Raw genomic sequence first — 21,405 nt, forward strand, 5'->3', positions numbered from 1 at the left:
ATGCTAACAGCGAGGATGCGGCGCGCGCCTGCCCGACAGGGCGGGTGCGCCAAGGAGGATGAAGCGGCATGGCCAGGACCGATATTGCAAGGCGGGTGTACAACCACACCTGGAAGCTCGATCCGATCGTCCGCTCGCTGCTCGACACGGACTTCTACAAGCTTTTGATGCTGCAGATGATCTGGGGCATGCACCCCAAGGTCGACGCCACCTTTTCGCTGATCAACCGCGCGACGTCGGTCAAGCTCGCCGTGGAGATCGATGAAGGCGAGCTGCGCGAACAGCTCGACCATGCCCGCACCCTGCGCTTCTCCAAGAAGGAGATGATCTGGCTCGGCGGTAACAATTTCTATGGCCGCAAGCAGATCTTCGAGCCCGAGTTCCTCGCCTGGCTCGAGAACTTCCAGCTGCCGCCCTATCACCTCGAAAAGCGCGACGGCCAGTACGAACTGACCTTCGCCGGCCCGTGGGTGCTGACCTCGATGTGGGAAATCCCCGCACTCGCCATCATCAACGAACTGCGCTCGCGCTCGGCGATGAAGGCCTTCGGCCCCTTCGCGCTCGACGTGCTTTATGCCCGCGCCAAGGCCAAGATGTGGGACAAGACCGAGCAGCTGAAGATGCTGCCCGAAATCAAGATCTCCGACTTCGGCACCCGCCGCCGCCACTCGTTCCTGTGGCAGCGCTGGTGTGTCGAGGCGCTCAAGGAGGGCATCGGCGAGGCCTTCACCGGCACCTCCAACGTGCTTCTGGCGATGGACACCGACCTCGAGGCGCTCGGCACCAACGCGCATGAGCTGCCGATGGTCTACGCGGCACTCGCCAACAGCGAGGACGAGCTCAAGCAGTCACCCTACAAGGTGCTGCGCGACTGGCAGCGCTATTATGGCGGCAATCTCCTGATCGTCCTGCCCGACGCCTTCGGCACGGCCGCCTTCCTGCGCGACGCGCCCGACTGGGTCGCCGACTGGACCGGCTTCCGCCCCGACAGCGCCCCGCCGATCGAGGGCGGCGAGCGCATCATCGAGTGGTGGCGCAAGAAGGGCCAGGACCCGCGCTCGAAGCTGCTGATCTTCTCCGACGGCCTCGACGTCGACACCATCATCGAGACCTACCGCCATTTCGAGGGCAAGGTGCGCATGTCCTTCGGCTGGGGCACCAACCTGACCAACGATTTCGAGGGCTGCGCGCCCAAGGAAACCGACCGGCTGAACGCCATCTCGCTGGTCTGCAAGGTCACCGAGGCCAACGGCCGCCCCGCGGTCAAGCTCTCCGACAACCCGGCCAAGGCCACCGGCGACAAAAAGGAAATCGCGCGCTACCTCCGCATCTTCGGCGAGAAGGATCGGGTGGAACAGTTGGTGAAGGTGTAGCGCCGGGTTTGGAATACTCAGGCTGGTCTCATCGAACGTGGAGGGTTTTTCACGCTTGATGCATTTGTCGATTCGAGAATGAACGAGCTTTTTCTGCACCGCAGCGGCAGCTGCCACTTCACGGCATGGCAACTGCCGCTGTGGTCCAGAATGGAATGGCCCAGCAAGCGCAAACTATCATTGCCCTCGCGATCTTCCACGGGACCCCGGTGCGCACCGGGCAGCGCCGGTGCCGGGCCGACAGGTCGGTTCTTCCCTGATGAGCCCCCAAGTCCGGGCCTTGCGGCGGCTGGCGGTGAAAGCCTCGGCGCTGCGCGCCAATCCACCTTCTCCCACAACGGAGAGAAGGCAAGTGCCCTTCCCGCGACCCCGGCCATATGGCACATCGAGAGCGTGATACGGGGACATCAAACCAGCATAGCCAGAACCATGCGGCACAGCGCGGCGGTGATGCTCGCCGCATGCGCTGCGCTCGCATGGCATGCCCTGCCCGCACTCGCCCATGCCTCCGACCGCGGCCACGTCCTGCTGCTGCCGACAGGGCATTACATAGCCGGCGCAGCATTGGCCGTGGCAGCATCTTTCCTGGTGTTGGCGCTGCTGCCACCGGAGCGGCTGACAGCCTTCTGGCGCCGGCGTTTGCCCCTCGGTTCGATCCCCGACCTGCGGCTGCCTGTCAGCCTCGTGTCCTTCGCCGTCTTCGCAACTCTTGTCGCCGCCGGGTTCATCGGCTCACGCGACCCGCTCTCCAACCCGCTGCCGCTGACGATCTGGACACTGCTCTGGGTCGGGCTGACGCTGGCCCAGGGCCTGTTCGGCAATCTGTGGCATTGGCTCAACCCATGGTACGGGCCGCATCGCCTGGTCAGTCGAGCATTCGACGCCAAGGCCGGGGGCGACAGCCCGCTGCGCCTGCCCGATTGGGTCGGCTATTGGCCGGCCTTCATCCTGTTCTTTGCCTTCGCCTGGTTCGAGCTGATCTACCCCGCCCCCGACGACCCTGCGCGCCTCGCCATCGCCGCCGGCACCTATTGGCTGTTCTCCTTGGCCGCCATGCTCGCCTTCGGCTACGAGCGCTGGAGCCGGCAGGGCGAGTTCTTGTCGGCGTTCTTCGCCATGATCGCGCGCTTCGGCATCGTCGACGGCAAACAGGACGGCTCCCGCCTGCGCCTTGCCTTGTGCTGGCCCGGCGCCAAGCTCAACGAGGCCGAGCCGCTGCCGCCCTCGGGCGCACTGTTCCTGCTCGCGACACTGGCTTCGGTGTCCTTCGACGGCTTTTCCAAGACCTTCTTCTGGCTTGGCCTCAACGGTATCAACCCGCTCGAACTGCCCGGCCGCTCGGCACTTGTCGCCACCAACAGTCTCGGCCTGGCGGCGATGTTTATCCTGCTTGCCGCCATCGGCCTGCTCGCCGTCCTTGTCGGCGAAAGGCTGGTTCGCAGCACACAGCCCCTCCACAAGTCCGCCGGCCTGTTTGTCTGGTCGATCGTTCCGATCGCGCTCGCCTATCATTTCTCGCACTACCTGACGTCGCTGCTGGTCAACGGGCAATACGCGCTGGTGGCGCTGTCGGACCCGTTGGCGCTCGGCTGGAACCTGTTCGGCACCGCACACATGCCGGTCGAGGCAGGTATCGCCATGGGCGCCCAGTCCGCGTGGCTGATCTGGAACCTGCAGGCGGTAGCGATCGTTGGCGGGCACGTGCTGGCGGTGCTTGTCGCCCACCTGCTCGCCTGGCGGCTGCACCCCTCCGCCACCCGCGCCTCGCTCAGCCAGTTGCCGCTGACATTGCTGATGATCGGCTACACCGTTTTCGGCCTCTGGCTGCTCTCGACAGCCACCGCGGGATAGTGCAAATGCAGCTGGTTTTGACCTTGGGGAAGCAACTATTGCCACCTCCGGGGATTGGTGATCTAGTTTGTATACATGCAATTTTTCGCTCCGGACCATGTTCCGGGGGAAACAGCTTCACATCCACACGAACGTTGGTCAAAACGCACGGCAAGGGGATAGGGCATGACTGACAGCAAACGCTTCTTCGACCTCGGCAAGAGTGGCGTCACGCGCCGCACCGCACTCAAGGGTCTGGCCGCAGGCGCCGGCCTGATGGCCGCACCGGGCTTCGTGCGCTATTCGCAGGCGCAGTCGTCGGCGCCGATCAAGATCGGCTTCCAGGCCCACCGCACCGGCATCGGCGCCGCCTACGGCCGCTGGTACGAAAAGACCACCAACGCCGCGGTCAAGCTGATCAACGATGCCGGCGGCATCAACGGCCGGCCGGTCGAAATCATCGTCGAGGACGACGGCACCGATCCCAAGCGCGGCGCCGAAGTGGTCGGCAAGTTCGCCTCCCAGCACAAGACCGACATCGTCTTCGGCACGCTGTTTTCCCATGTCGTCGTCGGCTCGGCGCCGACCGCCGGCGAGCTCAAGATCCCCTATTACGTGGTCAGCGAAGGCTACCATGTCGCCTCGGGCAAGCTGAACCGTTGGGTCTTCCAGCCCGGCATCACCGACGTGCGCTCGCAGGTCACGTCGGTCGCGCCCTGGGTTGCCGGCAACCTCGGCAAGAAGGTGACGATGATCTATCCGGACTATGCCTTCGGCTACGATCACCGCGACTATTTCGCCCCCGCCATCAAGGCGCAGGGCGGCGAGGTGGTGGCGCAGATCCCGATCCCGCCGACCGAAAGCTCGTTCACCAAATACCTGCCGCAGATTCCCGCCGACACCGAGGTGCTGTACCACGTCATGGTCGGGCCGGGCGTGTTGACCTTCGTCAAGGAACTCGGCGAGTTCTACGGCTCCAACAAGCCGCAGCTGTTCGGCTTCATCGACTCGCTCGAAGCCGTCGACATCAACAGCCCGGGCCTCGAGTTCCTCGACGGCAGCCATTTCTGGGAAGGTTCGCCGCGCTACGCCCAGGCCAATGACAGCGAGGCGCAGAAGGCCTATCGCGCGGCCGTCGGCATCGACGACAACGGCGCTTCGACCAGCGACGCCAAGGACGTATCGACCGCCGCCCACATGTTCGGCTGCTGGGAAACGCTCTACGTCATCAAGAAGGCGATGGAGGATTCGGGCTACAAGGGGCCGGAGGACCGCGCCAAGCTGGTCGAGGCGACCGAGGCGCTGACCGAATTCAAGGAAGGCCCCGAGCATCCCCAGGGCGACAAGAAGTTCAACGGCAAGATCCACCAGGTCTTCGGCCACCAGAACATCTCCAAGGTCGAGGGCGGCAAGCTCAACGTCGTCCACCGGACGTCGATCGAGGACGGCATGTACGAGCCCGAAGGTGATTACACGACGCAGCCGCTGTGAGGGTGCGGCACCCCACCCTCCCCCTTGTGGGGAGGGCCGGCGCGAAGCGCCGGGGTGGGGGTCGCCAACCGCTTAACTGAGTCTTTGTACCCCACCCGACCGCTTCGCGGTCACCCTCCCCACAAGGGGGAGGGTAAGGACGCCGCACCTGAATGGCCTTCTTCCCCCATCTCCTGCTTGCCACGCTTGAAGGGCTGGTCACCTCGGCGGTGCTGGCGCTGACGGCACTCGGGCTGTCGCTGGTGTTCGGGGTGATGCGCATCGTCAACGTCGCCCATGGCGAGTTCTTCATGCTGGGCGCCGTTCTGGCCTGGGCGATCACCACCACGCTCACCGGCCATCCCGCATTTGGCTTCGCGGTCGCTCTGGTGATGTCGCCGCTGATCGTCGGGGTCATTGCGTGGGTGTCGGAACGGCTGGTGCTGCGCCGCGTCGAATACAACCCGGAAGCAACCATCGTCGCCACCATCGGCCTACTCTACATCATCCAGCAGCTGGCGCTGACCTTCTACGGTCCCGAGGCGCGGCCGGTGGCGCCGCCGTTCAACTACCGCATCCAGCTGCCCTGGTTTGGCTATTCCGGCTACAAGCTTTCGATCATCGCGGCCTCGGCGCTGTTGCTGCTCGCTACCTGGTTCGTGCTGACCCGCACGCGCATCGGGCTGGTGATGCGGGCGACGCAGTATGACCGCGAGACGGCGCAGGCCTTCGGCATCCCAGTCGGACGCGTCTATGGCGCGGTGTTCGCGCTCGGCGCCATGCTCGCCGCGATCGCCGCCGTGCTGATCGTGCCGATCCAGCAGGCACATTACCTGATGGGGCTCGACCCTCTGCTGCTGTCATTCATCGTCGTCATCATCGGCGGACTCGGCTCGCTGCGCGGCACGGTCATTGCCGCCCTTCTCATCGGCGTGTCCGACGGCATCATCTCGGTGTTCTTTTCGCCGACGCTGGCCAAGATCATCGCCACGCTCGTCGTCGCCATGGTGCTGGTGTTCCGGCCGCAAGGCCTGTTCGGAACGGCAGCGAAATGATCGGAGGCGAAGCGACGGCAAAGGTCTACGCGTTGCATGTGGCGGTGATAGCCCTGCTCGTCGCGCTGAACTTCGTACTGCCCGAATATCATCATGGCGTGCTGGCGCGGGTGCTGGTGCTCGCCGTCTTCGCCATGGGCTACAACCTGCTGTTCGGCTATGTCGGGCTGCTCAGCCTCGGCCATGCCATGTTCTTCGCCGCAGGGCTCTATGGCGCCGGCCTGCCACTCTACCATCTCGGCTGGGGCGTCGTGCCGGCCTTTGCCGGCGGGGTCAGTGCAGGCCTTGTCGTGTCGCTGGTCATCGGCCTGCTGGCGCTCCGGACGTCGGGCGTCGCGTTCATGATCGTGACGATGATGTTCGCCCAGGTGTTTTACCTCACCACGCTCTATTTCGGCGAATGGACGCGCGGCGACGAAGGGCTGGTGCTGCAGCAGCAGGCGCGGCGGATCACGCTCGGCACCGCAACGCTCGACCTGACCAACCCAACCACGCGCTACCTGCTGGCGGTTGCGCTGTTTGCTGCAGCCCTGTTCGCCACGCTCGCCATCGTACGCTCGCGCCACGGCCGCGTGCTGGTCGCCATCCGCGAAAACGAGGAGCGGACCAGGATGCTCGGCTACGACACCTTCGCCAACAAGCTTACGGCGGTGGTGATATCGGGCGTTATCTGCGCGGCAGCGGGCGCCGCCTACGCGCTGCTGTTCGGCTATGTCGGCTCGACCTTCGCTTCGGTGCAATATTCGATCCTGCCGCTGCTCTGGGCACTGCTCGGCGGTGCCGCAACGACGCTCGGGCCGCTGATCGGCACGCTGTTCATGTACTACGTCATCGACATCACCAGCGGCTACACCTCGGCCTACATGCTGGTGGTCGGCGCGGTGCTGATCCTTTTGGTGCTCTATTTCCGCAAGGGCGTGCTCGGCACACTCCGCGAACGCTGGCTCAGGTGGCTGCCATGACGCCGCTTCTGACGACGAAAGGACTGTCGCGTCACTTCGGCGGCTTGCGCGCCGTCGACAATGTCGATTTCTCGATCGAGCCAGGCGAGATCCGGGCGGTGATCGGTCCCAATGGCGCCGGCAAGACGACCTTTGTCAACCTCGTCTGCGGGCGCTATGCGCCGAGTGCGGGAACCATCGTGTTCGACGGCGAGGACATCACCGACATGCCGGCGCATCTCAGGGTGCGGCGCGGCATCGCCTACACGTTCCAGATCACCAGCGTGTTCGCCAATCTCAGCGCCTACGAGAACGTGGCCCTGCCGGTGCAGCGGACATTGACCGACGGCAGATCGCGCGGCGCGGTGCGACAGGGTGCGATGGAGGCGCTGGAACGCGTCGGGCTTACCAGCCGGGCGCATGAGCAAGCCGGCGCGCTGGCCTACGGCCACCAGCGCTTGCTGGAAGTTGCGATGGGACTGGCGCTCAAGCCGCGCCTGCTCATCCTCGACGAGCCGACGCAGGGCCTTTCGGACGGCGAGATCGATAGCTTCATCGCCCTGGTGCGCGAGATCGCCAGGGACGCCACAGTGCTGCTGATCGAGCACAACATGCAGGTCGTGATGGAGCTGGCCCGGCGCATCACCGTGTTCAATGCCGGCAAGATACTGGCCGAGGGCAGCCCGGCCGAAATCCGCGCCAACACGGCCGTGCAGGAAGCCTATCTCGGCACCGCGCAGGAGGCCAGCGCATGAGCGCGGCGCTGACGATCGGCGGCCTCGATTGCTTCTACGGCGAAGTGCAGGTGCTACATGGGCTCGACCTGGAACTGCGCAAGGGCGAAGTGCTGTGCCTGCTCGGTCGCAACGGTGCCGGCAAGACGACGACGCTGAAGGCGATCATGGGTCTGGTGCCGGCCCGCGCCGGCTCCATCAAACTGGGCGCGCGCGAACTTACGGAACTGCCGGCGCATGAGGTGCCGAAGGCGGGCGTCGCCTACGTGCCGCAAGGCCGCCGCCTGTTTGCCGAACTGACCGTCGCCGAGAACATCGAGATCGGCCTGATGACGCGCAAAAAGGGCAAGGCGGTGCGGGAAAGCGTGCTCGACCTGTTTCCGCTGTTGCGCGACCGGCTGAAGCAGCGCTCCGGCACACTGTCGGGCGGCGAACAGCAGATGCTGGCGATGGCGCGTGCGCTGTGCCTCGAACCCGAGGTGCTGCTGCTCGACGAACCGACCGAGGGGCTGATGCCGTCGATGATCGCCAGGATCCGCGAGACGGTGGCCGGCTTACGCGAGCGCGGGGTTTCGACCATCCTGGTGGAACAGCGGGTGGATGCGGTTTTGTCCGTAGCCGACCGTGTCGCCTTCATCGAGAACGGCCGCAACCGCGAGACGGTGGACGTCGCACGGCTGCGCGACGATCCGGCGCTGGTCAGGCGCTATGTCGGCGTGGGGTAGAGCCCCCCTCGCCCTGCCTCCGCTTCGCTCGGCAGACCTCTCCCCGCTGGGGAGAGGAGCTCTGAAAGGTCACCGCCAACCTCTTCTCCCAACGGGGAGAAGGTGGCCGCGCAGCGGCCGGATGAGGGGGAGCTGCCCCTCACCCGAAGAACACGAAGCCGGCGATCAGAAAGGTCGGGATCAGCACCGCGCCAGACCACAGCATGTAGCCGAAGAAGCCGGGCATCCTGACCCCGCTCTCGCGCGCAATGGCATAGACCATGAAGTTGGGCGCGTTGCCGATATAGGTGTTGGCGCCCATGAACACCGCGCCCGCCGAGATCGCCGCCAGCGTCGAGGCAAACGTGGTCATCAGCTCCTTGGGATCGCCGCCGGCCAGCTCGAAGAACACGAGATAGGTCGGCGCATTGTCGAGGAAGGACGACAGTATGCCGGTGAGCCAGAAATAGGCGAGGTCGTTGGGTGCGCCAGTCGGCCCGGTGACCATCGACACCAATGGCGCAAAGGCACCGTCGACCCCTGCCCGCAGAATGGCAATGACCGGCACGATACAGACGAAGATGCCGGCAAACAACTTGCCCACTTCAAGGATCGGGCCCCAGTTGAAGCCGTTGGCGGCACGGTACTCCTTGCGGGTGATGCGCAGCGAGACGAGCGCAAGCACCACGATGATGGCGTCGCGGACGAGATTCTGCAGTTCGACATGCACACCCTGGATGGTGAAGGCGATGCCGGGCTTCCACGAAGCCGACAGCAGGATGGCGCCGATGACACCGCCCAGCAGGACGATGTTGGCGACGCCGCGGATGCGGACCTTGGAGTCCGGCGTCGGGTCCTTGATCTTGGGCTGGCCCTGCTCGCGGCTGTGCAGGAACCAGTCGAGTGCGAGGAAGGTAGCGAGCACGATGCCGCCGACGAACAGCGTCTCGCGCCACAGATTGGCTGTCGTCCAGAAGAAGTCGACGCCACGGAGGAAGCCGACGAACAGCGGCGGGTCGCCGAGCGGGGTCAGCGAGCCGCCGATATTGGACACCAGGAAAATGAAGAAGACGACGACATGGGCGTTGAACGGCCGGTTGTCGTTGGCACGGATGATCGGGCGGATCAGGATCATCGACGCGCCTGTCGTGCCGACCACGGAGGCAAGTGCAGCACCTATCAGCAGCAGCGCGCCGTTGACCATCGGCGTGCCGTGGATGTTGCCGGCGACCAGGATGCCGCCGGCGATGGTGAACAGCCCGAACAGCAGGATGATGAAGGACATGTATTCGAGCAGCAAGGCATGCAGCACCGCCTCGGCGGAGACAGCCGTGCCGAACGCAATCGCCATCGGCACGACGACGAGGGCCGCCCAGCCCGCTGTGATCTTGCCGTAGTGGTGCTCCCAGGCGTGGGGATAGAGCAGCGGCCCAGTGGCAATGCAAAGCAGCAAGCCGGCAAAAGGCAGCGCCCACCACAACGACATCGCGGCACCGGGCAATCCAGCTTCCGCTGCAAAGGCCGAACCGGCGGTCAGCAGCAGCCCGAACAGCGCCAAGGGAGCTGGAGCAATATGCAAGAGTTTCATTTCGTCCCCTCAAGCCGACGCAAACGCCGGTTTATCCAGTACGCGATCGTCAATGTTCAGACGAGCTTGACGCCGGCGTCGCGCATCTTTCCGATCATGATGTCGAGCGAGCCGCCGAGATCGATCGCGCGGCAGGCATCGAGCCGCACCGTCGTCGCAAACCCCTGCCTGACCGCATCGAGCGCCGAATAGGCCACGCAGAAATCGGTCGCAAGACCTACCAGCGTGATCGAGTCGATGCCGCGCTCGTTGAGATAGCCGGCAAGGCCGGTCGGCGTGAGATGGTCGTTCTCGAAGAAGGCCGAATAGCTGTCGATGCCGGCGCGGAAGCCCTTGCGGATGACCAGCTCGGACTTTGCCCAGGCGAGGCCGGAATGGAAATCGGCACCCTTGCTGCCCTGGATGCAATGGTCGGGCCAAAGCGTCTGGGCGCCGTAGGGCATGTCGATGGACTCGAACGGCTGCCTGCCCTGGTGGCTGGAGGCAAAGCTGGAATGGCCTGCCGGGTGCCAGTCCTGCGTCAAAAGCACATGCTCGGTGTTGCGGATGAGATCGTTGACCAGTGGCATGATCTCGTCGCCGCCTGACACGGCAAGCGCGCCGCCGGGGCAAAAATCGTTCTGTATGTCGATGACGATGAGCGCATCACCAGCCATGGAGCCTCCATCAAACCTGCGTCGAGTGGGACCGCCGTCTTGGCGAGCGCCGAAACTCGGCCAGATGGCCGCCCGCGTCAACCGCCAAACTGGCCGTTGCAGTTCATGAGGACCACCCTCACCCAACGTTACGGGCTTTGACAAAAGGTCGCAGCGAGTTATCATTTGCATGCGAATGAGTTTTGTCCGGCGACATGCCGGGAGGCATTGCGTGACCCGTTACGCGAAACCCAAGACGCTCGAAGAAGCGCTCGCGCTGCTCAGCGAAGGGTCGTGGCGCATTGTGGCGGGAGCGACCGACTTCTACCCCGCCCTCGGCAGTCGCCCCCTGCAGCAGGACGTCATCGATATCAACGGCATCGCCGCGCTGCGCGGCGTCGCCGAGACCGGCAGCCATTTCGTCATCGCAGCCCGGACAAGCTGGACGGAGCTGCTGCGCACCCCGCTGCCTCCCGCCTTCGATGCGCTGAAGCAGGCGGCGCGCGAAATCGGCTCGATCCAGATCCAGAACGTGGCGTCGGTCGGCGGCAATATCTGCAACGCCTCGCCGGCAGCGGACGGCGTTCCGGCGTTGCTGGTGCTCGACGCCGAGATCGAGCTGCAATCGCGGCACGCAACGCGGAACCTTCCGCTGGATCAGTTCATCCTCGGCAACCGCAAGACCATCCTGCGGGACGACGAACTGGTGACTGCCGTGCGAATCCCCAAGGCGGCAACCGCCGGCAACTCGGCCTTCTACAAGCTCGGCGCGCGGCGCTATCTGGTGATCTCGATCGCCATGGCGGCGGCGCGGGTCGCCCTCGACGGCGAAGGACGCGTGACCACGGCGGCGGTCGCGGTGGGTTCGTGCTCGGCGGTAGCGCAGCGGCTGCATCGGCTCGAGCGCGATTTGGCCGGCCAGCCACCGGAGTTCATCGAAAGGATCGTCGGCAGCGCCGCCTTCGACGAGTTGACGCCGATCGACGACGTGCGCGGCAGCGCGGCCTATCGGCGAGCCGCGGCGCGGGAAATCGTGGCGCGCGCGCTTCTGCAGGCTGCCGGCGCAAGCGACAGACGGGCGGCGGCATGAAAAACGACCGCGCGCCGATCAGCTTCACCGTCAACGGCGCGCCGGTGTCCGTATCGGCGGCGCCGATGCGGCGGCTGTCATCGGTCCTGCGCGACGAACTCGGGCTCACCGGCACCAAGGTCGGCTGCGATGCCGGCGACTGCGGCGCCTGCACCGTGATGCTCGACGGCGAGCCGGTCTGCGCCTGCCTGTTGCCGATGGTTTCGGTGGAAGGCGCTGCCGTGCGCACGGTCGAGGGTCTGGGCGGCGACGGCCTGTCCGCGCTCCAGGCTTCGTTGCTGGCGCATGGCGCGGCACAATGCGGCATCTGTACGCCAGGAATCCTGGTGGCTGCCACCGCACTGCTCGAACGCAATGCGTCTCCTGGCGAAGCCGCAGTGCAGGAGGCGCTCGGCGGCGTTCTGTGCCGCTGCACCGGCTACCGCAAGATCGTGGCAGCGGTGATGGAGGCTCATTGCTTTGTGGCACCCCCCTCTGGCCTGCCGGCCATCTCCCCCTCAAGGGGGGAGATCGGCAGCTCCGACGGCAGCGATTGGCTAATCTCCCCCCTTGAGGGGGAGATGGCCGGCAGGCCAGAGGGGGGTATGTCATCCAAGCATTTCAACTTGCGCCTCCCGCCAGCAGGCCATGCGGTCGGCGCCTCGCCGGTCAGGCTCGACGGCTTGGCAAAGGTGACGGGCGCCGAAAAATTCGGTGCCGACTCGTTCCCACCGGATGCGCTGTCCGTGCTGGTCGTCCGTTCGCCACATCACCGCGCAGCGTTCAGCTTCGGCGACCTCGACACCTATGTCGCCGACAATGCCGGTGTCACAGCCGTTTTCACTGCCGCCGACATTCCCGGGATCAACTGCTTCGGCGTCATCCCGCCCTTCGCCGACCAGCCGGCTTTGGCCGAAGGCGAAACCCGGTTTCGCGGCGAGGCCATCGCGCTCGTCGCCTGCGAAAGCTGGGCGGCTCGCGAGCTGGACCTCGCCAGGTTCCCGGTGCAATGGCGCGAACTGCCGGCAGCGATGGAGCCTGCCGCGGCACAGGCTGTAGGTGCCACGTTGATCCATGCCAACCGGCCGGACAATCTCCTCGTGCAAGGCGTTGTCGAGCGCGGCGATACCGAAACGGCCCTCGCCAATGCCGCTGTCGTCGTGTCTGGCAGCTTTGAAACCTCCTATGTCGAGCATGCTTATATCGAGCCGGAAGCCGGCTATGCATTTGTCGATGGCAGCACGCTCACCATCGTCGCCTGCACCCAGGCGCCGCACATGGACCGGGACGACACGGCGCGCATCCTCGGCCTTGCGCCGGACAAGGTCCGTATCGTGCCGACGGCGACCGGCGGCGGCTTCGGCTCGAAGATCGATGTCTCGCTACAGCCGCTGATCGGCCTCGTCGCGCTGAAAACCGGCCGGCCTGCAGCCCTTGCCTACACGCGCACGGACTCGATGGCCTCGACCACCAAGCGCCATCCCGCCGCCATGCAGGCGACGATCGGCGCCGATGCCGACGGCACGATCCGCGGCATGGTCTTTTCCGGCGATTTCAACACCGGCGCCTATGCCAGCTTCGGACCCACCGTCGCCAATCGCGTGCCGGTTCATGCATCGGGGCCCTATGCCACGCCGAACTATCGCGCCAATGCCCGCGCCATCCACACCAACGGCCCGGTGTCGGGCGCCTTCCGCGGTTTCGGCGTGCCGCAGGCAACGCTGATGCAGGAAACCCTTTATGACGAGCTGGCCGACAGGCTCGACATCGATCGGTTGCAGTTTCGCTTGCAGAATGCGCTTCGAAACGGCTCCGAAACAGTGACCGGCCAGCGTCTCGAAACCGGCGTCGGCATCATCGACTGCCTCGCCGCACTGGAGCCCCACTGGACACGCGCGCTGACAGACGCCGAAGCCTTCAATGCGTCGCAGAATGCCGTCAGGCGCGGCGTCGGCATCGCCTCGTGCTGGTATGGCTGCGGCAACACCTCGCTGCCCAACCCCTCGACAATCAAGCTCGGCATCACGCCAGACGGCAAGGTGGCGCTGCACCAGGGCGCGGTCGACATCGGCCAGGGCTCGAACACGGTGATCGCCCAGATCGCAGCCGACGCGCTCGGCCTGCCGCTCGGCGATTTCACCCTGCGAAGCGTCGATACCGCGATCACGCCCGACGCCGGCAAGACCTCGGCGTCACGCCAGACCTATGTCTCGGGCAAGGCGGCGGAGAAGGCGGCGCGGACGCTGCGCGAAAAGATCCTGCGCTACGCAAATGTCTCGGCAGACGCGTCGCTGCAATTGCTGCCCGGCGGGCTGCTGCTGGTGCATGAAGGCGGCGAACGACGGCGCATCGATCTTGTACTGCTGAAGCCCGACGACGACGGCTTGGTCTTTGCCGCAGAAGAGAGCTACGACCCGCCCACCACGCCGCTCGACGCCAGGGGCCAGGGCAAGCCCTATGCCGTCTACGGCTATGGCGCGCAGATCGCCGAGCTCGAGATCGACATGGCATTGGGCACAGTCAGGCTGGTCAAGATCACCGCCGCCCACGATGTCGGCCGCGCGATCAATCCGCTGCTCGCCGAAGGGCAGATCGAGGGCGGTATCGCCCAGGGCATCGGCATGGCGCTGATGGAAGAATACATCCCCGGCCGGACAGAAAACCTGCACGACTACCTGATCCCGACCATCGGCGACGTTCCGCCGATCGAGACCATCCTGGTGGAAGTTCCGGACCCGGAAGGACCCTTCGGCGCCAAGGGCTTGGGTGAACACGTTCTGATCCCGACAGCACCGGCGATCCTCAACGCCATCCGCCACGCCACCGGCGTTCTGGTGACCAAGGTGCCGGCAACGCCGTCGCGCATCCTGGCGGCAATCCAGGAGGCGCGCCGATGAACGAGCTCTCCGAACGCTTCGAGACGCATGAGCCCGGCGACAGGCAGGCGGGCGAAAAGCTGCGCTGCGATGCCTGCCCTGTCATGTGCTACATCGCCGAGGGCCGCACCGGCGCCTGCGACCGTTACGGCAATTTCGGCGGCCGCATCGTGCGCTGCGACCCCGTGCGCGTGCTCGACTTTGCGGTCGAAAGCGGCGCCCCGCTGGTGCCGTTCGGCGGCGAGGCCTGGGACGGCGAGCTTGTCAACACCGGCCGGCGTTTCGTCACCGCCATCGGTTCCGGCACGACCTACCCCGACTACAAGCCGGCTCCCTTCATCGTCAGCCAGGAGGTCGAGGGCGTCGACCTGGTGACCGTCGTCACCGAGGGCATCTTCTCCTATTGCGGCGTCAAGGTGAAGATCGACACGGACCGACACCTCGGGCCGGAAACGGCGAGCGTGCACGCGCAGGGCGAGGCGGTCGGCCATGTGACGACTGGTGAATACGGCTCGCAGATGCTGTCGCTCGGCGGCGTGCACCACCTCACCGGCGGTTCGAAATCCGAGGGACGCGTGACCTGCGAGACCCTGCTCGACCTCTGCAACAGGAAGCCGGTGGAACTGACCATCGACGGCGGCGCGACCATTGTCGTCGAGGCCGGCAAGGCGCCGGTCATCGACGGTCAGACCGAACACCGCATGCGCGTCGGCTGCGGCTCGGCGGCCATCGGCATGTTCGCCACGCAATGGCGCGGGCTGGTCGACGAGGTGGTGGTGGTCGACGACCACATCACCGGTGTCGTTTCCGAACACCAGGCCGGCAAGGTGCTGGGCTGGGAAGACACGGGGATCAAAATCCTCGGGCGGAAATCCACGCCGGGGCGCTATTTCAAGGTCTCGGAGCCAGGTCTCGGCTGGGGAGGCACCAGTATCTCCGACCCGCTCTCCATCCTCGGCGACTGGAACGCCAAGAAGGGCGCCCGCCCCGGGCTTACGCTGCTGATGGTATCGACGACAGGCGAACAGTTCGCCTATTACGAGCTCGATACCGAGCTGAAGCCGGTCGAAAAGCCGTTTCCCGAACGGCTGCGCAAATCCGTTGGGCTGATCGAGGACAATTGTGAGCCGGCTTTGTGCACCGTTCTATTCGTCGGCGGCGCAGGCGGCTCGCTGCGCGCCGGGGTCACCGAAAATCCCGTCAACCTGACCCGCTCTGTCCATGGCCTGAAGACCTATGTGACGGTCGGCGGCGCGCCGGTCTATGTCTGGCCTGGGGGCGGCATCACGCTGATGGTCGACGTCACACGCGTGCCCGATGGCGCCTTCGGCTATGTGCCGACCCCGGCGCTGGTGGCGCCGATCGAGTTCACGCTGCGCAAGGACGACTACCTGTTGCTCGGCGGACATGCGGCCGAGATCAGGAGCATCGGCGACGTGCTCGCGCGCGGCGGCGAATATTTCAACGAGCGGGCGGAGGCCCGGGCCGGTGCCGACAATCCGTGGCCGCCACTGGCGCAACTGCGCCGGGCGGTGCCGGACGGATCGCCATGAACAGACCCCAGGCAAGCTGGCTGCCGGACGGGCGCCGGCTGCATCTCAACCACGGCCCGATCGATCTGATCGTCGAGGGGTTCGGCGCCAAGGATGACTTGCGTGCCGCCTACGGCCAGGCGGTCGAACGCTTCCAGACCATCTTGCCCGAACTGGTCGAGGAACTGGCCGAGCTGCGCCGGCCGGCGTCGACCAGTCCCCGACGCTTCGCGGGCCCGACGGCACGACGCATGGAGGCGGTGGTCGCACCACTGGCTGAACAGTTCATCACGCCGATGGCCGCCGTCGCCGGCTCGGTGGCCGACGAGATGCTGGCGGCGATGGTTGCCGGACGACGGCTCGACCGGGCCTATGTCAACAATGGCGGCGACATCGCGCTGTACCTCGCCCCTGGCCAACCGATGTCGGCGGCCATCGCCGGCACCGGCCATGGTCTCGCCGACCGGATGACGATCCGCTGGCAAGACCCGGTGCGCGGCATCGCCACCAGCGGCTGGCGCGGGCGCAGCTTTTCGCTCGGCATCGCCGATGCGGTGACGGTGCTTGCCGCGAACGGGGCGGCAGCCGACGCGGCGGCGACTTTGATCGCCAATGCCGTCGACCTGCCGGGCCACCCGGCAATCGCACGCAGGCCTGCGTGCGACCTGGCACCCGACAGCGATCTCGGCGACAGGCCGGTGACCACCGGCGTCGGCTTGCTGACACCGCCGGAGATCGACCGGGCGCTCGACGCGGGGCTTGCGGCCGCCGACCAGATGCGGCGGCAAGGGTCGATCCAGACTGCCGTGCTATTCCTTGCAGGCGAACATCGTGTCAGCGGCATGCCGGCTGAGCGGTTCACGAGGGGGGTACTGAGCCATGCATGAGTTTCCGATCCGCAAGATTGCGGTGACCGTCGAAGAGATATTCCACGATGGCGGGCCGCCTGCGCGCGAGCCGCGACGACGTGCGGCCGCACTTGCGGTGGTGAAGAACCCGTTCGCCGGGCGCTATGTCGAGGACCTGCAGAGCGCCATGGACGACCTGAAACCGCTCGGGCTGATGCTGACCGACCGGCTGATCGCGGCGCTTGGCGGCGATGCAAAGGCCATCGACGGCTATGGCAAGGGCGCCATCGTTGGCAGCGCCGGCGAACTCGAACATGGGGCGCTATGGCATGTGCCGGGCGGCTACGCCATGCGCGAACGGCTGGGCGAGGCCAAGGCGATCGTGCCTTCGGCCAAAAAACTCGGCGGCTTCGGTGCGCGCATGGACGTGCCGATCGGTCACATCAACGCCGCCTATGTGCGCAGCCATTTCGACGCCATGGAAGTCGGCATGCCAGACGGCCCGCGTCCCGACGAGATCGTCTTCGCGCTGGTCATGACCTGCGGTCCACGCATCCACGACCGCATGGGCGGATTGAAGGCCTCCGACATCAAGGCCTGGGACGGGTTGAGATGAGCCCGGAACCGGCCGAGGCCGACTATCATCTGCAGGGGCAGATCGGCTTCATCCTGCGCAAGGCGCACCAGCGCCACCTGGCGATCTTCGCCTCGCATATCGGCGACCTGACGCCGCCGCAATTCGCGGCACTGGCCAAGTTGCGCGATGTCGGCGAAACCTCGCAAAACCAGCTCGGCGGGCTGATCGCCATGGATGCGGCGACGGTCAAGGGCGTGATCGACCGGCTCGCCGCGCGCGGCCTAGTGCAACTGGCCAAGCACGAGGTCGACAAGCGTCGGCTGATGGTGCGCCTGACCAGCGAAGGGCGGCAGATGATCGACCAGCTTGTGCCGCTGGCGCGCACGATTACCACCGAGACGCTGTCGCCGCTGTCCGCCAAGGATGCGGCGACGCTGGTGACGCTGCTTTCGAAGATCAGCTGAGGGAGTAAGGGAATAAGGGAGTAAGCTACCCTTACTCCCTTACTCCCTTACTCCCTTATTCCCTTATTCCCTTATTCCCTTAATCCCCATACGGCACCCAGACGTTCTTGACCTCGACGGCGCGGCGCAGGAAGGCCTCGCCCTGGGCGGTTGGCCAGTCGAGGCTGCGGCCGTGGCCGGTCCAGACGCGCTTGAGGTTGCCTGTCGATTCCGCTTCAGCCTTGGCGCAGATGTCAGCCTCGGCGACGACCCAGAGGCCGTCGACGTCGTCGTGCTTGGCGAGTACGGCCGAGAGTTCCGCCGTGTGGCCGGTGACGATATTGATCGCACCCGCCGGCAGGTCGGAATATTCGATCACCTGATAGAGATCGGTGGCGACCAGCGCCGCCGCGGTCGAGGGCACCACGACCACCGTGTTGCCCATGGCCAGTGCCGGGGCGACGAGCGAGACCAACCCGAGCAGCGGGGCCTCGTCGGGGGCGACGATGCCGATGACGCCAACAGGCTCGTGCAGCGCCAGCGTCACCGTGCGCGCCGGCGGCTGGTGCACCCGGCCCTCGAATTTGTCGGCCATGCCGGCATAATAGAACAGCCGCTCGATCGAGGTTTCCACCTCGGCTTTTGCAGCCTTGTGGCTGGCGCCCGTCAGCTCGGAGATGCGGGCGGCAAACTCCTCCGTGCGGCCCGACAGGTTCTCGGCGAGGTAATAGAGCACCTGTGCACGGTTGTAGGCTGTCGCCTCCGGCCAGGCCTTGCAGCCGCGCGCCGCCGAGACCGCGTCGCGGATGTCCTTGCGGCTACCTAGGCCGACCTCGCCCGCGAGCTTGCCCTTGGGTGTCAGCACCGGCAACGAATAGTTGCCGTCGGGGCGCACCTGCTTGCCGCCGATGAACAGCTTGGCGGTGCGGTCGATGCCGTGGCTCTCGCCATTGTCGCGCGCGGTTGCCTTCGGTGCCGCCGCAGGCTTGATGACGGGGCCATGCGGCTCGCTTGGCGCCAGATATTCCTCCAGCCCCTCGCGCCCGCCCTCGCGGCCGAAGCCTGACTCGCGATAGCCGCCGAAACCGCAGGCGGCGTCAAACATGTTGGTGCCGTTGACCCAGACCACGCCGGCCTTGAGCTGCGGCGCGACATGCAGCGCCAGATTGACATTCTCGCTCCACACCGAGGCGGCGAGGCCGTAGCGAGTGTTGTTGGCGAGCTCGACCGCCTCCTCGGTGTTGCGGAAGCTCATGGTGGCGAGCACCGGGCCGAACACCTCCTCCTGGGCGAGGATGTTGGCAGGCGCAACACCGGTCGCCAGCGTCGGCAGGTGGTAGTAGCCGGTCGTTGGCACGTCCTGGTCCGGCTGCCAGCAGACGGCACCCTGCCTGGCGCCCTCCTCGACCAGGCGCCTGACGCGGTCGAGCTGGGTCTTGTCGACCAGCGGGCCGATGTCGGTGTTCTTGTCCAAGGGCGCGCCGACGCGCAGCCGGCTCATGCGCGTCTTGACCTTGGCGATGAAGGCATCCGCGACGCTTTCCTGCACCAGGAGGCGCGAGCCGGCGCAGCAGACCTGGCCCTGGTTGAACCAGATGCCGTCGACAAGCCCTTCGACGGCGCTGTCGAGATCGGCGTCCTCGAAGACGATGAAGGCCGACTTGCCGCCGAGCTCCAGCGACAGCTTCTTGCCGGAACCGGCAGTCGCCTTGCGGATGATCTTGCCGACCTCGGACGAGCCGGTGAAGGCGATCTTGTCGATGCCGGCATGGTTGACGATCGCAGCCCCTGCCTCGGGCCCACCCTGGACGATGTTGACCACGCCCTTCGGCACGCCGGCGCGCTCGCAGATCTCGGCAAACAGGATCGCCGTCAGCGGCGTGAACTCGGCCGGCTTCAAGACCACGGTGCAGCCGGTGGCGAGCGCGGGCGCGATCTTCCAGGCCAGCATCAAAAGCGGAAAGTTCCACGGGATGATCTGACCGACGACGCCGGCGGCCTTGCGGCCAGGGAATTCATTGTCCAGCGACTGGGCCCAGCCGGCATGATGGATGAAGTGGCGGATCGCCAAAGGCACGTCGATGTCGCGGCTTTCGCGGATCGGCTTGCCGTTGTCGAGGCTTTCCAGCACGGCAAACAGGCGCTGGTGGCGCTGCATGGCGCGGCCGATGGCGTAGAGCACCTTGGCGCGCTCGTAGCCGGAGGCAGCACTCCACTTGGGCAGGGCCTTGCGCGCCGCAGCAACCGCGGCCTCGATGTCGGCAGCACCGGCATCGGAGACCTTGGCCAGAAGCTTGCCGGTCGATGGATCTGCGGTGTCAAAGCTCTTGCCGTCGACAGCGGCGCGCCAGTCGCCCGCGATGAACAGCGCCTTCGAGAAGTCGCGGGCAGAGAGCCAGGCATCGGCTTCCGTGCGGGCCTCGGGTGCTGGGGCATAATCCATGGCGTGATATCGTTCGAGGATGTTCATGAGAGGCTCTCCCTTACCCTCCCCCTGGTGGGGAGGGTGGCCCAAAGGGCCGGGTGGGGGTCGTTGTTCGGTTGCATCAGTTACTTGGTCTGCTGTCGGGCTGTACCCCATCCCGCGCCTGCGGCGCGACCCTCCCCACAAGGGGGAGGGTAAGGGGCGCAGCCTCACGCCATGGCGTGGCGGTGGTTGGCCGAGTAACGGCCGCTGACATGGTGCTCGAGCTGGCGCTCGATGTCGGTGAGCAAGCTCGACGCGCCGAAGCGGAACAGTTCGGGCTCGAGCCAGGGCCGGCCGAGTTCTTCCTTCATCAGCACCAGCCAGTCGAGCGAGACCTTCGCCGTCGAGATGCCGCCGGCGGGCTTGAAGCCAATGAGATAGCCGGTCTGCTCGTGATAGGCGCGGATCGCCCTGACCATGGCGAGGCCAACGGGCAGCGTGGCGTTGACGCTCTCCTTGCCGGTCGAGGTCTTGATGAAGTCAGCGCCCGCCATCATCGCCACCATGGAGGCGAGCGTGACATTGCGTAGTGTCGCCAGGTCGCCGGTGCCCAAGATGACCTTGAGATGCGCCTCGCCGCAGGCGGCGCGAAAAGCCTTGATCTCGTCGTAGAGCTCCTGCCACTTCGCCCCGAACACCAGTCCGCGCGGAATGACGACGTCGATCTCGTCGGCACCGTCGGCAACAGACGCCTCGATCTCGGCGATACGGGTCGAAAGCGGCGCGAGACCATGCGGGAAGGCCGTCGACACCGCAGCGACATGGATGCCGGTGCCCTTCACCGCGTCGACAGCGGTGGCGACAAAAGGATGGTAGACGCAAACGGCGGCCGGCCGGATCACGGTGTCGCCCAAGCCCAGCGCCTCGACAAGATCACGCCGCAGCGGATAGACAGCCTTGGCGCAGAGCCGGCGGACGCGCTCGTCGGTGTCGTTGGAGTTGAGCGTCGTCAGGTCCATCAGCGAGATCGAGCGCAACAGCCAGGCGGCCTGGTTGTCGGCCTTGATCGAACGCCGCTTGGTCAGCGTGCCTACCCGGCGTTCCAACGCCGAGCGGTTGACGCTGCGCATCGATTCCAGAAAGCCCAGGTCCAGCGCCATGCCCGGATTGCGCACGATCCCATGGCCCTCCGCAGCATTCGCCGCCAGCCGCGACGGCAAAGGCATGACCGTGGCTGAGGACTGCATTTCGGCTTCACGCGGCTTGCCGCTCATCTGACTGCCTTTCCTCCTGATACCCTGCACTCAGCGTGTCACTGCGGCG

Annotated in this window: 17 protein-coding genes; 13 read left to right on the forward strand and 4 right to left on the reverse strand. The window is 65.9% G+C overall.

All coding sequences use genetic code 11. The annotated features are described in order from the left end of the window. Positions 1-68: 68 nt before the first annotated feature. The 7 genes from pncB to O1Y97_RS01645 all read left to right on the forward strand — a co-directional run bounded on the left by pncB (position 69) and on the right by O1Y97_RS01645 (position 8,128). Complete coding sequence (gene pncB / locus O1Y97_RS01615) at positions 69-1,373, forward strand: nicotinate phosphoribosyltransferase (RefSeq protein WP_318762847.1); 1,305 nt, start codon at positions 69-71, stop codon at positions 1,371-1,373. A gap of 429 nt (positions 1,374-1,802) precedes the next feature. After that, positions 1,803-3,224, forward strand: a complete 1,422-nt coding sequence (locus O1Y97_RS01620) for a hypothetical protein (protein WP_318762848.1) — start codon at positions 1,803-1,805, stop codon at positions 3,222-3,224. Between the two features lie 165 nt (positions 3,225-3,389). Further along, complete coding sequence (locus O1Y97_RS01625) at positions 3,390-4,694, forward strand: ABC transporter substrate-binding protein (RefSeq protein WP_318762849.1); 1,305 nt, start codon at positions 3,390-3,392, stop codon at positions 4,692-4,694. A 152-nt stretch (positions 4,695-4,846) separates the two neighbouring features. Then, a complete protein-coding gene (locus O1Y97_RS01630) occupies positions 4,847-5,728 on the forward strand; it encodes a branched-chain amino acid ABC transporter permease (RefSeq protein WP_318762850.1) in 882 nt (293 codons plus the stop codon). Next, positions 5,725-6,690 (forward strand): branched-chain amino acid ABC transporter permease, encoded by a 966-nt coding sequence (locus O1Y97_RS01635; RefSeq protein WP_318762851.1) that lies wholly within the window; start codon positions 5,725-5,727, stop codon positions 6,688-6,690. The genes O1Y97_RS01630 and O1Y97_RS01635 overlap by 4 nt, the downstream gene beginning before the upstream one ends. Then, positions 6,687-7,424 carry an ABC transporter ATP-binding protein gene (locus O1Y97_RS01640; protein ID WP_318762852.1) on the forward strand — a complete coding sequence of 246 codons (738 nt, stop codon included), beginning with the start codon at positions 6,687-6,689 and terminating at the stop codon, positions 7,422-7,424. The genes O1Y97_RS01635 and O1Y97_RS01640 overlap by 4 nt, the downstream gene beginning before the upstream one ends. Then, the gene (locus O1Y97_RS01645; RefSeq protein ID WP_108605763.1) at positions 7,421-8,128 is read left to right on the forward strand and encodes an ABC transporter ATP-binding protein; all 708 of its coding nucleotides are present in this window, start codon (positions 7,421-7,423) and stop codon (positions 8,126-8,128) included. Before O1Y97_RS01640 ends, O1Y97_RS01645 begins: the two co-directional genes overlap by 4 nt. 139 nt (positions 8,129-8,267) lie before the next feature. Here the strand turns inward: O1Y97_RS01645 and O1Y97_RS01650 are convergent, their stop codons facing one another. Further along, positions 8,268-9,695, reverse strand: a complete 1,428-nt coding sequence (locus O1Y97_RS01650; protein ID WP_318762853.1) for a sodium:proton antiporter — start codon at positions 9,693-9,695, stop codon at positions 8,268-8,270. 56 nt (positions 9,696-9,751) lie between these two features. Then, the gene (gene pncA, locus O1Y97_RS01655; protein WP_183263056.1) at positions 9,752-10,351 is read right to left on the reverse strand and encodes a bifunctional nicotinamidase/pyrazinamidase; all 600 of its coding nucleotides are present in this window, start codon (positions 10,349-10,351) and stop codon (positions 9,752-9,754) included. A 211-nt stretch (positions 10,352-10,562) separates the two neighbouring features. Here pncA and O1Y97_RS01660 point away from each other — a divergent pair, with 211 nt between their 5' ends. From O1Y97_RS01660 to O1Y97_RS01685, 6 genes are read left to right on the forward strand one after another with little or no spacing between them, the layout of a single operon-like run. After that, the gene (locus O1Y97_RS01660) at positions 10,563-11,420 is read left to right on the forward strand and encodes an FAD binding domain-containing protein (protein WP_318762854.1); all 858 of its coding nucleotides are present in this window, start codon (positions 10,563-10,565) and stop codon (positions 11,418-11,420) included. Then, complete coding sequence (locus tag O1Y97_RS01665) at positions 11,417-14,296, forward strand: molybdopterin-dependent oxidoreductase (protein WP_318762855.1); 2,880 nt, start codon at positions 11,417-11,419, stop codon at positions 14,294-14,296. Before O1Y97_RS01660 ends, O1Y97_RS01665 begins: the two co-directional genes overlap by 4 nt. Then, complete coding sequence (locus O1Y97_RS01670) at positions 14,293-15,828, forward strand: 6-hydroxynicotinate reductase (protein WP_318762856.1); 1,536 nt, start codon at positions 14,293-14,295, stop codon at positions 15,826-15,828. Before O1Y97_RS01665 ends, O1Y97_RS01670 begins: the two co-directional genes overlap by 4 nt. Continuing rightward, entirely contained in the window at positions 15,825-16,694 is an 870-nt protein-coding gene (locus tag O1Y97_RS01675) for a UPF0280 family protein (RefSeq protein WP_318762857.1), read from the forward strand. Before O1Y97_RS01670 ends, O1Y97_RS01675 begins: the two co-directional genes overlap by 4 nt. Continuing rightward, entirely contained in the window at positions 16,687-17,271 is a 585-nt protein-coding gene (locus tag O1Y97_RS01680) for an amino acid synthesis family protein (protein ID WP_318762858.1), read from the forward strand. The genes O1Y97_RS01675 and O1Y97_RS01680 overlap by 8 nt, the downstream gene beginning before the upstream one ends. Further along, positions 17,268-17,696, forward strand: a complete 429-nt coding sequence (locus O1Y97_RS01685) for a MarR family winged helix-turn-helix transcriptional regulator (protein WP_318762859.1) — start codon at positions 17,268-17,270, stop codon at positions 17,694-17,696. The genes O1Y97_RS01680 and O1Y97_RS01685 overlap by 4 nt, the downstream gene beginning before the upstream one ends. Before the next feature lie 79 nt (positions 17,697-17,775). Here O1Y97_RS01685 and O1Y97_RS01690 read toward each other — a convergent pair whose 3' ends face one another. Both O1Y97_RS01690 and deoC read right to left on the reverse strand, forming a co-directional pair. Then, a complete protein-coding gene (locus tag O1Y97_RS01690; RefSeq protein ID WP_318762860.1) occupies positions 17,776-20,145 on the reverse strand; it encodes an aldehyde dehydrogenase family protein in 2,370 nt (789 codons plus the stop codon). 164 nt (positions 20,146-20,309) lie between these two features. Continuing rightward, on the reverse strand, positions 20,310-21,356 hold the full coding sequence (gene deoC, locus O1Y97_RS01695) for a deoxyribose-phosphate aldolase (protein ID WP_318762861.1): 1,047 nt from the start codon (positions 21,354-21,356) through the stop codon (positions 20,310-20,312). Between the last annotated feature and the right edge of the window lie 49 nt (positions 21,357-21,405).

Source organism: Aminobacter niigataensis, assembly GCF_946995915.1.
In the GTDB taxonomy this organism is placed as follows: Bacteria; Pseudomonadota; Alphaproteobacteria; order Rhizobiales; family Rhizobiaceae; genus Aminobacter; species Aminobacter niigataensis.

Bases quoted from the DNA above. Each gene is read 5' to 3' on its own strand.
- O1Y97_RS01680 (WP_318762858.1), top strand. From the start codon at position 16,687: ATGCATGAGTTTCCGATCCGCAAGATTGCGGTGACCGTCGAAGAGATA.
- O1Y97_RS01670 (WP_318762856.1), top strand. From the start codon at position 14,293: ATGAACGAGCTCTCCGAACGCTTCGAGACGCATGAGCCCGGCGACAGG.
- O1Y97_RS01640 (WP_318762852.1), top strand. From the start codon at position 6,687: ATGACGCCGCTTCTGACGACGAAAGGACTGTCGCGTCACTTCGGCGGC.
- pncA (WP_183263056.1), bottom strand. From the start codon at position 10,351: ATGGCTGGTGATGCGCTCATCGTCATCGACATACAGAACGATTTTTGC.
- O1Y97_RS01690 (WP_318762860.1), bottom strand. From the start codon at position 20,145: ATGAACATCCTCGAACGATATCACGCCATGGATTATGCCCCAGCACCC.
- O1Y97_RS01685 (WP_318762859.1), top strand. From the start codon at position 17,268: ATGAGCCCGGAACCGGCCGAGGCCGACTATCATCTGCAGGGGCAGATC.
- deoC (WP_318762861.1), bottom strand. From the start codon at position 21,356: ATGAGCGGCAAGCCGCGTGAAGCCGAAATGCAGTCCTCAGCCACGGTC.
- pncB (WP_318762847.1), top strand. From the start codon at position 69: ATGGCCAGGACCGATATTGCAAGGCGGGTGTACAACCACACCTGGAAG.
- O1Y97_RS01620 (WP_318762848.1), top strand. From the start codon at position 1,803: ATGCGGCACAGCGCGGCGGTGATGCTCGCCGCATGCGCTGCGCTCGCA.
- O1Y97_RS01625 (WP_318762849.1), top strand. From the start codon at position 3,390: ATGACTGACAGCAAACGCTTCTTCGACCTCGGCAAGAGTGGCGTCACG.
- O1Y97_RS01645 (WP_108605763.1), top strand. From the start codon at position 7,421: ATGAGCGCGGCGCTGACGATCGGCGGCCTCGATTGCTTCTACGGCGAA.
- O1Y97_RS01665 (WP_318762855.1), top strand. From the start codon at position 11,417: ATGAAAAACGACCGCGCGCCGATCAGCTTCACCGTCAACGGCGCGCCG.
- O1Y97_RS01650 (WP_318762853.1), bottom strand. From the start codon at position 9,695: ATGAAACTCTTGCATATTGCTCCAGCTCCCTTGGCGCTGTTCGGGCTG.
- O1Y97_RS01630 (WP_318762850.1), top strand. From the start codon at position 4,847: ATGGCCTTCTTCCCCCATCTCCTGCTTGCCACGCTTGAAGGGCTGGTC.
- O1Y97_RS01675 (WP_318762857.1), top strand. From the start codon at position 15,825: ATGAACAGACCCCAGGCAAGCTGGCTGCCGGACGGGCGCCGGCTGCAT.
- O1Y97_RS01635 (WP_318762851.1), top strand. From the start codon at position 5,725: ATGATCGGAGGCGAAGCGACGGCAAAGGTCTACGCGTTGCATGTGGCG.